Annotated in this window: 18 protein-coding genes; 7 read left to right on the top strand and 11 right to left on the bottom strand. The window is 66.0% G+C overall.

Annotation, left to right across the window (positions count from 1 at the left end; translation table 11 throughout):
• Positions 1 to 215: 215 nt before the first annotated feature.
• Entirely contained in the window at positions 216 to 572 is a 357-nt protein-coding gene (locus R1H25_RS04245) for a hypothetical protein (protein WP_317222827.1), read from the top strand.
• Entirely contained in the window at positions 573 to 1,043 is a 471-nt protein-coding gene (locus R1H25_RS04240) for a hypothetical protein (RefSeq protein WP_317222826.1), read from the top strand.
• Between the two features lie 104 nt (positions 1,044 to 1,147).
• On the opposite strand, the gene R1H25_RS04235 is transcribed toward R1H25_RS04240, so the two are convergent.
• The 5 genes from R1H25_RS04235 to paoA are packed head-to-tail and all read right to left on the bottom strand — an operon-like array spanning position 1,148 to position 6,573.
• The gene (locus R1H25_RS04235) at positions 1,148 to 1,774 is read right to left on the bottom strand and encodes a nucleotidyltransferase family protein (protein WP_317222825.1); all 627 of its coding nucleotides are present in this window, start codon (positions 1,772 to 1,774) and stop codon (positions 1,148 to 1,150) included.
• Positions 1,750 to 2,811, bottom strand: coding sequence for an XdhC family protein (locus tag R1H25_RS04230; protein ID WP_317222824.1), 1,062 nt, complete (start codon positions 2,809 to 2,811; stop codon positions 1,750 to 1,752). The genes R1H25_RS04235 and R1H25_RS04230 overlap by 25 nt, the downstream gene beginning before the upstream one ends.
• A gap of 8 nt (positions 2,812 to 2,819) precedes the next feature.
• Positions 2,820 to 5,024 carry an aldehyde oxidoreductase molybdenum-binding subunit PaoC gene (gene paoC, locus R1H25_RS04225; RefSeq protein ID WP_317222823.1) on the bottom strand — a complete coding sequence of 735 codons (2,205 nt, stop codon included), beginning with the start codon at positions 5,022 to 5,024 and terminating at the stop codon, positions 2,820 to 2,822.
• A complete protein-coding gene (locus R1H25_RS04220) occupies positions 5,024 to 5,974 on the bottom strand; it encodes a xanthine dehydrogenase family protein subunit M (RefSeq protein WP_317222822.1) in 951 nt (316 codons plus the stop codon). Before R1H25_RS04220 ends, paoC begins: the two co-directional genes overlap by 1 nt.
• Positions 5,971 to 6,573 carry an aldehyde dehydrogenase iron-sulfur subunit PaoA gene (gene paoA, locus R1H25_RS04215; RefSeq protein WP_317222906.1) on the bottom strand — a complete coding sequence of 201 codons (603 nt, stop codon included), beginning with the start codon at positions 6,571 to 6,573 and terminating at the stop codon, positions 5,971 to 5,973. The genes R1H25_RS04220 and paoA overlap by 4 nt, the downstream gene beginning before the upstream one ends.
• On the opposite strand from paoA, the gene R1H25_RS04210 reads away from it, so the two are divergent.
• From R1H25_RS04210 to R1H25_RS04200, 3 genes are all read left to right on the top strand, one after another.
• Positions 6,470 to 6,736, top strand: a complete 267-nt coding sequence (locus R1H25_RS04210) for a hypothetical protein (protein ID WP_317222910.1) — start codon at positions 6,470 to 6,472, stop codon at positions 6,734 to 6,736. The genes paoA and R1H25_RS04210 overlap by 104 nt on opposite strands.
• Positions 6,737 to 7,415: 679 nt before the next feature.
• Positions 7,416 to 8,549 carry an ATP-binding protein gene (locus R1H25_RS04205; protein ID WP_317222821.1) on the top strand — a complete coding sequence of 378 codons (1,134 nt, stop codon included), beginning with the start codon at positions 7,416 to 7,418 and terminating at the stop codon, positions 8,547 to 8,549.
• A gap of 3 nt (positions 8,550 to 8,552) precedes the next feature.
• Positions 8,553 to 8,906 carry a response regulator gene (locus R1H25_RS04200; protein WP_317222820.1) on the top strand — a complete coding sequence of 118 codons (354 nt, stop codon included), beginning with the start codon at positions 8,553 to 8,555 and terminating at the stop codon, positions 8,904 to 8,906.
• A gap of 44 nt (positions 8,907 to 8,950) precedes the next feature.
• Here the strand turns inward: R1H25_RS04200 and R1H25_RS04195 are convergent, their stop codons facing one another.
• From R1H25_RS04195 to R1H25_RS04170, 6 genes are all read right to left on the bottom strand, one after another.
• Positions 8,951 to 9,400, bottom strand: a complete 450-nt coding sequence (locus R1H25_RS04195; RefSeq protein ID WP_317222819.1) for a BLUF domain-containing protein — start codon at positions 9,398 to 9,400, stop codon at positions 8,951 to 8,953.
• A 233-nt stretch (positions 9,401 to 9,633) separates the two neighbouring features.
• Positions 9,634 to 9,810 carry a hypothetical protein gene (locus R1H25_RS04190; RefSeq protein ID WP_317222818.1) on the bottom strand — a complete coding sequence of 59 codons (177 nt, stop codon included), beginning with the start codon at positions 9,808 to 9,810 and terminating at the stop codon, positions 9,634 to 9,636.
• A gap of 38 nt (positions 9,811 to 9,848) precedes the next feature.
• Entirely contained in the window at positions 9,849 to 10,349 is a 501-nt protein-coding gene (locus R1H25_RS04185) for an Ohr family peroxiredoxin (protein WP_317222817.1), read from the bottom strand.
• Positions 10,350 to 10,396: 47 nt separating this feature from the next.
• Entirely contained in the window at positions 10,397 to 11,164 is a 768-nt protein-coding gene (locus tag R1H25_RS04180) for an SDR family oxidoreductase (RefSeq protein ID WP_049447959.1), read from the bottom strand.
• A gap of 126 nt (positions 11,165 to 11,290) precedes the next feature.
• A complete protein-coding gene (locus tag R1H25_RS04175; RefSeq protein WP_317222816.1) occupies positions 11,291 to 12,322 on the bottom strand; it encodes a LysR substrate-binding domain-containing protein in 1,032 nt (343 codons plus the stop codon).
• Entirely contained in the window at positions 12,319 to 12,627 is a 309-nt protein-coding gene (locus tag R1H25_RS04170; RefSeq protein ID WP_279911775.1) for a sigma factor-like helix-turn-helix DNA-binding protein, read from the bottom strand. The genes R1H25_RS04175 and R1H25_RS04170 overlap by 4 nt, the downstream gene beginning before the upstream one ends.
• A gap of 89 nt (positions 12,628 to 12,716) precedes the next feature.
• Here R1H25_RS04170 and R1H25_RS04165 point away from each other — a divergent pair, with 89 nt between their 5' ends.
• Complete coding sequence (locus tag R1H25_RS04165) at positions 12,717 to 13,196, top strand: carboxymuconolactone decarboxylase family protein (RefSeq protein ID WP_317222815.1); 480 nt, start codon at positions 12,717 to 12,719, stop codon at positions 13,194 to 13,196.
• A gap of 55 nt (positions 13,197 to 13,251) precedes the next feature.
• On the top strand, positions 13,252 to 13,656 hold the full coding sequence (locus R1H25_RS04160) for a cupin domain-containing protein (protein WP_032127296.1): 405 nt from the start codon (positions 13,252 to 13,254) through the stop codon (positions 13,654 to 13,656).
• Positions 13,657 to 13,716 lie beyond the last annotated feature (60 nt).

The following is a 13,716-nucleotide window of genomic DNA, read 5'->3' as shown; positions in this document are numbered from 1 at the left end:
TGGCCGGGATTCGAAACCCCGGTAGTTCGCTGAAGTAAACGCTTGCCAGCCGGCATCACCCTGTGTGGTGCCGGCTGGCAATCCGTCGGCCGGCTACGGCGGGCGGTGCGTGGAGGCCTTGTGCCTGCCGGTTCAGCGAACACCGGGTTTCGAACCACGCACCGTCCGCCACCTTTATCGGTGGCGGCTTCTGCATGCACGCAAGGAGCCCAGTCATGACCCAGCCCTATTCCCCTGCCCCGCACTCGATCCACGATGCGCCCGCGAACGGCCCCGCGCTGGATCCGAACACCCTCATCGCCCTGCTGCACAGCATCGGCTCCGGCGCCGCATCCGATGGTCAGCCGTGGCCGGAACGCCATCAGATGCCCGGCCGACGCATCGCCCTGGCGGATACCGACTGCTGCTTGGCCGGGCTTCGCGTGGTACTGGAGATCCTGCTGGCCGCGGAGCGCGCCCGCGAGAACGGCGAGTTGGAGCAATACGTTGGCCCGCGGGTGATGGAGGGTCTGATCATGGCCGGACTCGGCCTCACTGCACACGCCAGTACGCGGCTGCATCCGGAGGGCTGAGTGGCGTGGTGCCGCTGGGCGGCCACGGTGCTTTGCCTCGCAGCGGTGCTTGCGGCGCAGATTCATTGGCCGGTGCCGCCGGTGCCTGAGCAGCTCGCGTTCCAGAGCATCCCCGACGATCGGTTTTCACTGCTCCGCCGACAGGTAAGGCAGTTTGTGGAAGCGCGGCCACGGCAGGGCTTTGAGTTCGTCGAACAGCGTCAAGACGCCACTTTGCAGATCTACTGCAGGGGCGTTCCGGTACTGTGGCTGGAGAGGCGCTCGCACTATCTTCTCCTGCAGGTTTCACTGGACGCCCACCAGCGGGCGCCCGCCGTTGTGCGGTTGCGCGCGCTCCTCCAATGGCAGTTGGAGCCGTTGGATTACCTGGAGCAGGTGCTGGCTGACGTGCCGGAGCCTATTCTGTTGGATCGGGTGCTGCAGATTCTTGCTAGTGATGTGCCTGATGGAGCGCGATGTGGCGTGCCGTAGTCGAGCGTGGCTCGACTCTGCAGGGCTGCGGGCAGCGAGGGTTCGGGCACCAGCCCTGCCGTCCGTCACCTGCGTGACAGGCATTGGCCCAGTGATCATGCGAGTCACCTCCCGGCATCGATCCAGCCCGCATCGCGCGCACGCGCGACGTCTTCTGGCGTATCGATATCCAGGCCCAGTTCCGGTGCCTGCAGGACATGCACCGTATCGACAGGAAGTTGCCGCAGGCGCGCTCCGAAGCCGCGGTCTCCGGTTGCACCCGCAGCGTTGAACCATGCACGCGGCACTACTGCAGGAACGCCAAGCGCGTCTCCATGACGGGTGCCAGCGCCCCCTGATGTCGAGGCGCGGGCACCCGAAAGCAGCGCCTGCAGGTGGGAGCGTTCGATTGCGGGCTGGTCGCATGCCACGACCATCACCGCGGTCACCGTGGGCAGCAGGTGTGCGCCGGCAACCTGCAGACTGCTCGCCAGGCCACGCTCCCAGTGGTGATTGGTCACCGGAGTGGCATCCAGCCCGGCAATGCTGGATGTCACTGCCGGTGCGTTCGCGCCCACCACGACCAGTACCTGCGCTGGCGCGAGCTCACGCGCCAACCGCACCACGCGATGTACCAGGGTCTCGCCCTGCCGGGTGAGAAGCTGCTTGGGCTGGCCAAGCCGGGTGCTCCCGCCGGCAGCAAGCACGACGACCGCATGCGCGTCAGTCACCTGCCGTGCGCGCTTCGCCATTGCTGCAGCTGTGCGGCGATGCTGAGCGAAATCGCCTCTGGCCCTCGGCCGCCGATGTTCAGGCCGACCGGTGATCGAAGTCTCGGGGAAAGGCGGTGGCGCTGATCCGGTGTCAGCAGCTTGAACAGGTCTTCGCGCCTTCGCCGGGGACCCAGCAGTCCAATGAACGCGACGTTGGTATCAGCCAGGGCCACCAGCGTCTCCCGGTCCAGTTCGAAATCGTGATGCATCACCAGTGCCGCGTCGCAACGGTCGCGATGAAGGGCCTCGGCCGGGCTGGACTGAAGATGGGCATCCGCGTATTGCCCGGCTGAGGCCCAGCGCGCTCGCCGTTCGGCCACGCTGACCCGCCATCCCAGTCCCCGCAGCAACGGAACCAGGAAGGGCGTTTCTGGACCGCCACCCAGCACCAGAGCCCGTGGAAGCCGGGGCAGGGTCAAACGCCATGCGCCCTCGCCAAAGGACTGCACCCCGTCCATCGGATGCAGCTGCCATGCCTGCTCGCGATTGCCGGCGCGGAAAACGATCTGCCCCGACGTACGAAGGTCGCGCTGGAGTGACACGCCCTCGCGCAACCAAGCCTCGATCACGGCGTCGATGCCGGACATGGCACGCAACGGCAGAAGGGCAATCCGAAGCCGGCCGCGGCAGCCGAGCGCGGATCCACTCAGCAGGTCGTCGTCACTGCGGGTGTCGATCTCTATCCAGTCGACCCGCCCTGCCGCGCTCACCTGCTCCGCGCGTCGCGCGAGCTCGGGCTCCAGGCATCCGCCGCTCAGCCAGCCGACCTGGCTGCCGTTGCAGAAGAGCACCATGTCGCCGGCACCAGCGTAAGTGGAGCCATCGGTTTCCAGCACCAGCGCGAGCACGGCGTGCTCCCCCTCGCGCACGCGCGTCAAGGCCGTCTCGAGCACGCCGCGCGGGCTGCCTTCGGCGAGGAAACCCGGCGCTGCGGACAGGTCCTCGGCAAGATCGCCGGGCTCCCCTCCGCCTGCGGCGGAGACCTCCAGAGTGGGCGAGGCTACGGGTCGGTCCATGCGCACCGTCAACCTACATCGGGCAAGCCGGGCAACAGCTTGTCCAGGGTGATGGGATAGTTGCGCACGCGCACGCCGGTTGCGTTGTAGATCGCATTGGCGATCGCGGCGCCAACCCCGCAGATGCCCAGTTCACCCACGCCCTTGGCCTTCATCGGCGAGATCACCGGGTCCAGCGTGTCGAGGAAGACCACTTCCTGGTATGGAATGTCGGCGTGCACGGGAACTTCGTAGCCCGCAAGGTCGTGGTTGACGAACAAACCAAGCCGTTTGTCGACCACCAGCTCCTCCATCAGCGTCGCGCCCGCGCCCATCACCATCCCGCCGATGACCTGGCTGCGTGCGGACAGCGGGTTGAGAATCCGGCCGCCATCACATACGGCAAGCATCCTGCGGATGCGCGTCTCTCCGGTGTAGGCATGCACGGCGACCTCGCAGAAATGCGCTGCATAGGTGCCGACGTCGTAGCCCTGCTTGAAGTTGCCGAAGGCAATGCCGTCCTCCGCCGAAAGTGTCCCCGCTTCGGCCAGGTCGATGGTCCGCGCACCCGCCTGGATACGGCCATTGGCGAAGTTTGCGGTATCGCCGTCGAAGCCCAGTTTCTCGCCCACCTTGCGGCGCAGGCTGACGCACGCCGCGTACACGCCCGCGGTGGAGCTTGCCGCGCCCCACTGGCCGCCGGAACCGGCGGAGGCGGGATGACGGGAGTCGCCGAGGGTGACCTGGACCCGGTCCAGCGGCACGCCCATGGTCTCGGCTGCCGTCTGCGCGATGATCGTGTAGGAGCCGGTACCGATGTCGGTCATGTCGGTCTCGACAATCACCCCGCCCTCGCCATCAAGCCGGACCCGCGCCGCCGACTTCATCGTCGGTGCGCCGCGATAGCCCGCGGACACGCCCATGCCGACCAGCCAGTGCCCTTCCCTGACTTGCGCCGGCCTGGCGTTGCGCTTGTTCCAGTTGAAGCGCTCCGCGCCTTCGCGCAGGCAGCGCACCAGGTTGCGGTCGGAGAACTTCTTGGACGGATCGCCGGGCACGAGCTCGGGCTCGTTGAGGATGCGGAACGCGATCGGGTCGAGGCCCAGCTTCTCGGCCATTTCGTCCATCGCCACTTCCAGCGCCATGTGGCCTGGTGCTTCGCCCGGTGCGCGCATCGCATTGCCTTCAGGCATGTCGAGCGTGGCGATGTAGTTGGCAACCAGGCGGTTGGCGCCTGCATAGAGCTTGGGCGTCTGCAGGGTGCCGTTTTCGCCATCCTCGCCGTTGATGTTGCCCGACCAGTTCTCATGGGCGATGGCGGAGATCCGGCCATCCTTTCCGCAGCCGATCCGCACGCGCTGGAGGGTGGCGTGCCGGTGCGTGGTGTTGTTGGGCATCAACGGGCGTTGCAGCGCGATCTTCACCGGTCGCCCGACCTGCTTGGCCGCCAACGCGGCGAGCACCGCGTCGGCACGGATGAACAGCTTGCCGCCGAAGCCGCCGCCGATATAGGGCGAGTCCACACGCACCTTGTCGGGATCGATGCCGAGGATCGCCGCCATCCCTTGCCTGGCCCAGTCGATCATCTGGTTCGAGGTCCACAGGGTGAGCGTGTCGCCTTCCCAGGCGGCGATGGTGGCGTGCGGCTCCATCATCGAATGACTTTCGTCGGCTGTGTGGTAGGTCTCGTCGAGCTTGGCCGCCGCGCTCGCGTAAGCGGTGTCGAAATCACCCAGCGTCTGCCGGTCGGGCTTGCCACCGCGCCCCTTGGCCAGCGGCGCGGACGGTGCCAGGGCCGGGAAATCGAAGCGGCCCTTGCCGCGCTCGTAGCGGGTGCGGATCAGCGCCGCGGCGGCGCGGGCCTGCTCGAAGGTCTCTGCCACCACGCAGGCGATGGCCTGGTGGTAGTGGGCCACGTCGGGTCCGCCGAACAGCGGCGCATTGTTCCAGTTCGATTTGCCGACCGGCTTGGTTTCCGGTGCGGTGATGACCGCCAGTACGCCGGGCGCGGCACGCGCGCGGGAGGCATCCATCGAAATGATGCGCCCCTTGCCGATCCCGGCACCGACGATGTAGCCGTAGGCCTGGTTCGGCGCGACGTCATGGCGCTCGTAGGCATAGGGGGCGGTGCCGGTGGTCTTGCGTGGTCCGTCGATGCGCGGGGTCGACTTGCCGACGACCTTGGCCTTGTCGAACAGGTTGTCGCCGGCGGGGGCGTTGAATTCAAGGGGCATCAGCGCTCTCCTTCCACCAGCACGGCTGCGAGGGTGCGCTCGGCGAGAGCGATCTTGAACGCATTCTCCCGCGTCGGACGGGCACCGGCGAACACCTGCCGGGCCGCGGCCTTTACGCCGTCGCGCAGCAGCGGTTCGGCTGCCTCGACGCGCCACGGCTTCGGCGCAACTCCACCGAAGGCGAACCGCGCCGAGCCGTCTCGCTGCACGACCGCGGCGACCGACACCAGTGCGAACGCATAGGAAGCGCGGTCACGTACCTTGTGGTACACGTGCCGACCGCCCAGGGGCTCCGGCAGCGTGACGTGGGTGATCAGCTCACCGCGCTGCAGCACGTTGTCCTGCTGCGGCCTGTCGCCGGGGGAACGATGGAAATCGGCAATTGGGATGCTGCGCGTACTGCCGTCACCGCTGACGGTCTGGATCGAGGCATCCAGCACCCGCAGGGCCACCGCCATGTCGCCCGGATAGGTCGCGATGCAGATGTCCGAGGTGCCGATCACGCCCATCTGCCGGGAGAACCCCTCGAGCGCGCCGCAGCCGGATCCGGGCAGGCGCTTGTTGCAGGGCAGATGGGGGTCGTAGAAGTACGGGCAGCGCGTGCGCTGCAGCAGGTTGCCGCCGGTGGTGGCTTTGTTGCGCAACTGCCCGGAGGCGCCTGCCACGATCGCGCGGGTCAGCACCGCGTAGTCGCGGCGCACGCGCTCATGCGAGGCCAGCGCGGTATTGGTGACCAGTGTGCCGATGCGCAGGCCGCCGTCGTCTGTAGGTTCGATCCTGTCCAGGCCGATGTCCTGCACGTCGACCAGGTGCGCGGGCGTCTCGACCTCCAGCTTCATCAGGTCGAGCAGGTTGGTTCCTCCCGCCAGGAACTTCGCGCCCTCGGTGCCGGCGACGGCCTTGGCGGCCTCGGCAGGAGACTTCGCGCGCTCGTAGCTGAAGACCTTCATGAGCGCCCCCGTCCAGAGGTCGCGCCAGCGACCTCTTGCATCGCCTCGGCAATGTTGGAATACGCGCCGCAGCGGCAGAGGTTGCCGCTCATGCGTTCACGGATCTCCATGTTGGTGGCCTGGGGCCGTGCGCTGACATCGGCATGCGCATGGCTGGGGACGCCCCGCTTGATCTCGTCCAGTACCGCCACCGCCGAACAGATCTGCCCCGGCGTGCAGTACCCGCACTGGTAGCCGTCATGCTTGATGAAGGCGGCCTGCATCGGATGCAGGTCATCGGGGGTTCCGAGGCCTTCGATGGTGGTGATGGCATCGCCCTGGTGCTGCACCGCCAGGCTGAGGCAGGCATTGATGCGCTCACCGTTGACCAGCACGGTACAGGCGCCGCATTGACCGTGGTCGCAGCCCTTCTTGGTGCCGGTCAGCTTCAGATGTTCGCGCAGGGCGTCGAGCAGCGTCGTGCGCGTGTCGAGCTCAAGCTCACGATGCGTGCCGTTGACCGTCAACGCCACCGTGCTGATGACCGGCGGCCTGGGCGGCGGGGACGCCGCCAGTTCGGCAGCAAGCGATGATGCCCCCGGTGCGGCGGACATCGCCATGGTCGTGGCGCCGCCGGCGATCACCTGGCGACGCGTCAACTTCATTCCTTCGTCCCAACTTGGCACAGTGACCTCCTGGCGTTCGGGGAAACCCCGTGGCTGGATGGACGCGCTCAGACTACCCAAGGGGCACTATGGCCGGCTGGGTAGTACAGATCTGTGAAGCCTGTCCAGGGTGTGCCTGCATCGTCGGCCGAGCCTGCTGGCCGGTCATCTTCAACGCCGCCTCTGGCAAACGTGTGCCACTGAAACTGATCTTCGCCACCCGCTCACTGATGCGTGCCAATTCGGCTCCATCCAACACCAAATCCACCGCGCCCAGATTCTCATCCAGTACTCATAGCCCTGCCGATACAGGTCGAAGGGAAGCTTGGCGATCTGCTCGTCGCTGAGATTGGCACCGCCGGAGTACAACACTTCGCCGCCGGCGGATTCCTGCGCACGGGCCTGTGAAGCCTGCTGCAGCCGCTGCTGGAGAGTATCCAGCTGCGAGTCGGCATAGCCATTGCGGCGCACGCGACCGGAGCTGAATGATGCTGATCGTGGCGGCCTTGAAGCCTGTCTGCGCGGTCGCCGGCGAATAGCCGCCACCGCCACAGATGCCCAGCCGGCCAGGCGCGTAGTGTCCACCCACGGGAACCGGCTGATGAAGTCCGCCATGCCGTGAATGTCTTCAATGCGGTGCGACGGCATGTCGACGCTGCGGGGCTGACCGCCGCTGCCGCCCTGGTGCGTGGCAGGCGGCTTGAATGACCATCCGTCGACATGGGAGGCCCACCTTCACTTTCACAAACAGCTAACAAACAGAAGCATAGCTTGATCGGCCCGAAGGAGGGCGCTCCATGACTCCGCATCCCACGGGCGATCTGGGCGACGAGTCGCAGCAATTTGGACTTCTGGTCAATTCCGTCACTGATTACGCGATCTACATGCTCGACCCTCGCGGGGTCATCCGCACCTGGAACCCCGGCGGAGAGCGCATCAAGGGCTATCGAAAGGATGAGGTGGTCGGCACCAACTACGCCAGGTTCTATACGCCCGAAGATATTGCGACCGACGTTCCCGCACGCAACCTGGCCATCGCCGCGAATGAAGGCCGCTACGCGGGCGAAGGCTGGCGGCTTCGAAAGGACGGCTCACGCTTTCATGCCAGCGTAGTCATCGACCCGGTAAGGGTGGATGGCGTACTCGTCGGCTTCGCGAAGATCACGCGGGATGTAACCGAGCACTACCTTGCCCAGGAGCAGCTGAGAAGTGCACAACATGAGCTGTTGCAGGCGCAGAAGATGGAGGCCATCGGCAAGCTGACACTGGGCCTTGCCCATGACTTCAACAACCTGCTCAGCGTCGTCAGCAACTGCCTGGATCTGATCTCCGCGCAGCCTCATGGCGAGGTGTCTGACAAGTACATCCGCACGGCCCTGAGATCGGTAGAGCGAGGCGCCCTGCTGACTCGGCAGTTGCTGACGTTTGGGCGTGGCCATGAACTGGCGCCAGAACGGTTCGATGTCGGCAAGGCGATACGTGACATGCACGACATGCTGCAACGTTCCGCCGGCGATGCGGTTGCAGTCGAGCTCGACGTTGCGGGCGATCTTCCGTCCGTCAACCTCGACCGTGGTCAGTTGGACTCCGCCATTCTCAACCTGGTGTGCAATAGCCGTGACGCAATGCCGCGCGGCGGATACATCAAGATTACAGTGCGTTTACAGACAGAACGTCATCCTGATGGCCCACACCAGGAACCTGGCAGGTTCCTCTGCATAACCGTTGAGGACAACGGCCAAGGGATTGCGCCGGACGATCAGGCACGAATATTCGAGCCCTTCTTCACCACGAAAACCGTCGGACGCGGCAGCGGGCTGGGCCTCAGCCAGGTCTTCGGCTTCACCAGCCAATCGGGCGGTTTCATCCGTGTAGACAGCACGCCTGGCTCAGGAACATCTATCGCCCTTTACTACCCTGTCGCCGAGTAGCCAATGCCTCTTTCAGTACTATTTGTCGATGACGAGGATGATCTTCGCGAGATCGTTGTGGATGCACTTGCCGCGCAGGGCTTCGTGGTGACCACCGCCCGCAATGGCGTTGAAGCGATCCAATGCCTGCGCGGTAGCGCTCAGTTCTCTATTGTGGTGACCGATTACAGCATGCCAGAAGGCGTGTCTGGCCTGGATGTGGCCTCGGAAGCCGCCGCCGTCCAACCCGACGCCCGTATCTTGCTGGCATCGGGCTATAGCCGCTCGCAGCTGCCTGTGTTGCCGGACAACGTCCAGTTCCTTTCCAAGCCCTATCGCTTCACGCAGCTGATTGCTGCGATCAAGAGCCAGTTCTGAACTGCGGGTCCCGCTTGTACAGGTGGGAGCAGAGAAAGGGCGACTCAAGCAGCGATGGCGTAGGGCTCTACAAGCCCCGCCAGGCGATCCATGGCGGTTGAGTTGGCATCGCCGGCGTCGCCTCGCTGATTGAAGCGGGTCCAGTCGGCGTGTGCCAACCGCCGCAGTTCCTGCGGCTCAACAGGTAGCCACCTCATCGGCCAGAAAGGCAAGCGGCGTTGTCCCACCCTGCCCCGTTGCAGTTCAACGATGCCATTGTGGCTGCTGGCGCCCAGCACGCGTGAGTACGCTACCGACAGTCCGTCCTCCGGCCCCTCCAGATACTGCAGGAAGCGCTCGCCATCGAACAGGAGCACGCCGGTAACCCCGGCATTGCGATTGAAACGGGTTGCGTCGTCCACGATCCAGTCCAGCTTGCCGCTGGACAAGCCCAGCCTATCGCCCGCAATTTCCTCGCCGGCACTGCTCACATATACAACTGCCCTGATGGGCATTGCGCACCTCCTTGATGAGACACGACCCTAGCAGCAATGGGCGTGTGTCAATGTGAGGTTTCGAAGAAATACACAACAGTTCAGTTTCGCGTGATTCTGAACATGGACCGTCGTCACAAGATGGAGGCGGTGCGCGGTGCACCATTCGCAAAATTTCCAGGTATGCCGCAATGCCAGATACAGGCTTCTTCTACGTCCTCGACCTCGACGCTGCCCGCGACGAGCAGAACCATCTAGAACACGTGGACGCGATCAGCATTCGCTGCAACCGGTGCCGGCACATCACACATTTGAAAGAGCCTCAGCTGGAAAGCATGCCCGGCGGGACGCTTCTTGTTTGCGCGGGCTGCAGTGAGCGGCAAGCTGTCAGCAACGCGCGCCTGGACGAATGTGATCAGGTGCTGGGACATGCCCCACTCCTTTCGGTGCATACCTGAGCTGCGCCACGTTATGCACCGACCCGAACTCGCACCGCATGGCTGATGCCACGATGAAACATCTTGGCGTACGGGCAGACGCGTTCGGTGTTGCGCACCAGTTCGCAGGCCAGGTTCGCATCCATGCCGGGAAGATGGACCACGATTTCGGCCGACAGCAGGTACTGCCCATCCTCCGGATCACGGGCGAAGGTGACCGCCACTTCGACGCTGGGGTTGTGCAGCAACAGGCCGGCACGCGCGGCCACCAGTACCATGGCGCCGTGGAAGCAACCGGCGTAGCTTGCGGCCAATAGCTGCTCGGGATTCGAGCCGCCGCCACGCCCACCGAGTTCCGGCGGCAGGCGCAGGTCCACCGCCAGTGCACCGTCGTCCGATCGCACCACGCCAGACGCGCGCCCGTGCTGTGCCTGGCCACCGCTCACCCTCACGCGGCCGGTGTACAGCGGCTGCACGTCGTCGCCCTGGTAGCGGTCCAGCATGGCGGGCGAAGGTGGCTTCAGCTCGGTCATTGCGCGGCTCCATCAAGCGCAGCTGCGGCAGGCGATCGATTCGCCGCTCAGGCAGGCTGCCGCTGCAACAGGCCGGACTGCTGCAGCCAGGCTTCGAAGCCGACCTGTCCCAGCCACGCGTGGCCGGCCGGTACCAGCGTGTCGATCTGCAGCGGCGCGCCGAAGTACAGTGCATCGGCGTCTGCCACCACCTGCCGGGAATCACCTGTCAGTTGCAGATAGCGCCTGGCCAGATCCGCCATCGCGCTGCGCTGCGGTCCGGCGATCTCCAGCACGCCATTGGCTGGCGCCTGCTGCGCGATGCGTGCCACCGCTTCGGCAACATCCTCGGCGGCAATCGGCTGCACGTCGGCGGCCGGCAGCCGCAGGGTCTTCCCGTCGCCGGCGGACTGGATGATGCCCGGCAGGAACTCGAAGAACTGCGTGGAATGGATGATGGTGTACGGCAGGCCGGAATCGCGAATGAGCCGCTCCTGGGCGATCTTGCCGCGGAAATAGCCACTGGCGGCAAGCTTGTCGGTACCCACAACAGAAAGCGCGACATGGTGGCGCACGCCGGCACGGGTGGCGGCCGAAAGTATGTTGTGGCCGGCGGTCACGAAGAACGAAAGCACTGCCGCATCTTCGAACGAGGGCGAGTTGGCCAGGTCCACCACCACGTCGACGCCGTCCATGGCGGCGTCCAGACCTTCACCGGTCAGCACATCCACCCCGGTGGAGGGCGCTGCCACCACGATCTCATGCCCGGCTACGCGCAGGCGCTCCACCACCTTGCTGCCGATGCGGCCGGTACCACCGATGACGAGGAACTTCATTGCGTGTCTCCTGGAATGTAGAGGGGCTACCGGATGTGGTCCGGCGCAGGAATCGTAGGTAGCGCGGGCGCGGGGCAGTAGGTCCGCGCTGGGGCGCGCACTGTTGCCCGGCACGCACCAATGCGTTCAGGCCCAGGCGGGCTGTGCGCCTGGCTTCATGGGGGTGGCCCGCTGGCGTGCTTCCCAGTGCGAGATCACATCCAGTTCGAGCGCGCGCACCCGCTGCGTGCTGAAGTCGATGAAGGCACGCACGCGCTTGGGGAGCTGGCGGCGGCTGAGGTAGCACAGGTAGTGGCCGCGATCGAGCGGCGCATGCCGGTCCAAGCAGGTCACCACCCTGCCCGCCCACAGCGCTTCACGCACCTGATAGCTGGGCAGCTGGGCGATGCCCAACCCGTCGATGACGGCCTGCAGGGCCAGGTCGGCATCGTTGAACACAAGTGCGGCCGGCGGCTGCAGGTGCACATCGGTGCCGTCGACCCGGAATTCCCAGGGCTGCATGCGTCCACCCGGCAGGCGCCGCCCGATGCAGGCATGCGTGGACAGCGCATCCACCGACGCCGGTAGACCATGCACCTGTGTGTACGCCGGTGACGCGCACACCACCAGCTGCATCGGCACCAGCTGCTTGGCGATTACCTGGCTGTCTTCCAGCAGGCCATCGCGAAACGCTACGTCGATGCGGTCACCGGCCAGGTCGGGGGCCTGCTCGTCCAGCAGCAGTTCTACCGAGACCTGCGGGTACTCGGCGCGGAAGGCGGCCAGCAAGGGGGCGATTACCCGTCGGCCGAAGCCGTGGCTGGCACTGATGCGCAGGTGCCCGCGCGGCGGGCCCTCGCGCAGGTCGCGCATTTCCTCCAGCGCCTGCAGGATGCAGTTCACGCCCGGGTTGCAGCCTTCCAGGAACAGCTCGCCTTCGCGGGTCAGCGTGGTCGAGCGCGTGGTGCGCAGGAACAACCGCACGCCCAGCTGGTTTTCCAGCTTCTGCACGCTGCGGCTGACGGCCGAACGGCCGATGCCGAGGCGATCGGCCGCGCGCGCGAAGCTGCCCTCGGCCGCCACTGCAATGAAGGCCAGCACGCCGGCGTAGCTGGTGGAGAAGGATGCATTGAGCGCATCGTGGCCGTCGCTGGCCGGGCTGGGCTGTGGGGCGTTCATGGGCGGCCTGGCTCCAGGCGGGCACGTTGTGCATGCAGGTGGTTCCGCGCCAGCGCCAGGCGCTGCCTGCACGCGGAAAGGTCGAGCCCCAGCAGGGGCACGATGTCCTCGAACCCGGCGCCCAGCACGTCGTGCAGCAACAGCACCGCACGTGCATCGGGCGGCAATTCACGCAGTGCGGCCAGGAAGGTCTGCCAGACCTGTTCGCTGGCAGGGCGGAATGCGGTGCGCAGGTGCGATGAGGTGTCCATGCCCGGCAGACGGCCGAGCATCGGCCGCTGTGACAGGCCATTGGTGTTTTTCATGCAACAGCATGCGGCCCGGCCCCGGCCTACCGGCAGTGCGGGCGCAGGCCTAGCCTCGCTGTGTCCTTCACTCGCTACAGGAACACGCCATGACCGCACGCCTGGATTACGCCGCGCAATCTCCCGAACTGTTCAAGAAGCTCGGCCTGTACTCGCATGCCGCCCACACCGCCTCGATCGAAGCGGCCATCATCGATCTGGTCAACATCCGTGCATCGCAGCTCAATGGCTGCGGCTTCTGCCTGGACATGCACGTGAAGGAGGCCACCCTGCGCGGCGAGCGCCCACTGCGCCTGCATCACCTGGCGGCATGGCGTGAATCGACGCTGTTCAGCCCGCGCGAGCGTGCCTGCCTGGCCTGGACCGAAGTGCTGACCCAGCTGCCGGCGCAGGGTGTGCCCGACGAGCTGTATGCGCGCGTGTGCGGCCAGCTGTCCGAGCAGGAGATCGTCGACCTGACCCACGCGGTGATGGCGATCAACGCCTGGAACCGCGCCAATGTCGCCTTCCGTACCACGCCCGGCACCCTGGATACAGCCTTTGGCCTGGACAAGGCCGGCCTGGCCTGATCGTCCCGCCGCTGCCCCATGCAGCGGCCCTCCCCTACCGCACTGGAGACCTGCCATGCGTCGTTCTGTTCTGGCCCTGCTTGCGCTGCTGCCACTGTGCAGCGCTGCCGCCACCCCGCCCCCTGCTGCGCCCGAACCCCTGGTGCGCGAGGTGATGACCCGCGCCCTTCCGGAGCAGCCCGGCAAGGAAGCGCTGATCCTTACCGTGGAGTACCCGCCGGGTGGCGCCGATCCTGTCCACCGCCACGATGCCCATGGCTTTGTCTATGTCCTGGAAGGACGGATCGTGATGGGTGTGGCCGGCGGCAAGGAAGTCACCCTTGGCCCGGGCGAGGCCTTCCATGAAGGCCCGGCCGATCTGCACACTGTAGGTCGCAACGCCAGCGCAACCGAGCCGGCGAAGTTCGTGGTGTTCCTGATCAAGGACATCGGCAAGCCGGCAGTTCTGCCGCCACACTGATCGCACGTCCGGCGCTGGCACCAGCGACAGGTTCCCGGGTGTCACAATCCGGGGACCTGT

Source organism: Stenotrophomonas veracruzanensis (genome assembly GCF_032911525.1).
Taxonomy (GTDB): domain Bacteria; phylum Pseudomonadota; class Gammaproteobacteria; order Xanthomonadales; family Xanthomonadaceae; genus Stenotrophomonas; species Stenotrophomonas africana.
Note: the sequence above shows the minus strand (reverse complement) of the source record. Positions and strands in the feature narration are given on the sequence as shown.

Coding starts and splice junctions, on each gene's coding strand:
- paoA (WP_317222906.1), bottom strand. CDS start 6,573: ATGGCGATGTCCGCCGCACCGGGGGCATCATCGCTTGCTGCCGAACTG.
- R1H25_RS04235 (WP_317222825.1), bottom strand. CDS start 1,774: ATGGCGAAGCGCGCACGGCAGGTGACTGACGCGCATGCGGTCGTCGTG.
- R1H25_RS04220 (WP_317222822.1), bottom strand. CDS start 5,974: ATGAAGGTCTTCAGCTACGAGCGCGCGAAGTCTCCTGCCGAGGCCGCC.
- R1H25_RS04160 (WP_032127296.1), top strand. CDS start 13,252: ATGCGTCGTTCTGTTCTGGCCCTGCTTGCGCTGCTGCCACTGTGCAGC.
- R1H25_RS04185 (WP_317222817.1), bottom strand. CDS start 10,349: ATGACCGAGCTGAAGCCACCTTCGCCCGCCATGCTGGACCGCTACCAG.
- R1H25_RS04205 (WP_317222821.1), top strand. CDS start 7,416: ATGACTCCGCATCCCACGGGCGATCTGGGCGACGAGTCGCAGCAATTT.
- R1H25_RS04175 (WP_317222816.1), bottom strand. CDS start 12,322: ATGAACGCCCCACAGCCCAGCCCGGCCAGCGACGGCCACGATGCGCTC.
- R1H25_RS04245 (WP_317222827.1), top strand. CDS start 216: ATGACCCAGCCCTATTCCCCTGCCCCGCACTCGATCCACGATGCGCCC.
- R1H25_RS04195 (WP_317222819.1), bottom strand. CDS start 9,400: ATGCCCATCAGGGCAGTTGTATATGTGAGCAGTGCCGGCGAGGAAATT.
- paoC (WP_317222823.1), bottom strand. CDS start 5,024: ATGCCCCTTGAATTCAACGCCCCCGCCGGCGACAACCTGTTCGACAAG.
- R1H25_RS04165 (WP_317222815.1), top strand. CDS start 12,717: ATGACCGCACGCCTGGATTACGCCGCGCAATCTCCCGAACTGTTCAAG.
- R1H25_RS04230 (WP_317222824.1), bottom strand. CDS start 2,811: ATGGACCGACCCGTAGCCTCGCCCACTCTGGAGGTCTCCGCCGCAGGC.
- R1H25_RS04170 (WP_279911775.1), bottom strand. CDS start 12,627: ATGAAAAACACCAATGGCCTGTCACAGCGGCCGATGCTCGGCCGTCTG.
- R1H25_RS04180 (WP_049447959.1), bottom strand. CDS start 11,164: ATGAAGTTCCTCGTCATCGGTGGTACCGGCCGCATCGGCAGCAAGGTG.
- R1H25_RS04200 (WP_317222820.1), top strand. CDS start 8,553: ATGCCTCTTTCAGTACTATTTGTCGATGACGAGGATGATCTTCGCGAG.
- R1H25_RS04190 (WP_317222818.1), bottom strand. CDS start 9,810: ATGTCCCAGCACCTGATCACATTCGTCCAGGCGCGCGTTGCTGACAGC.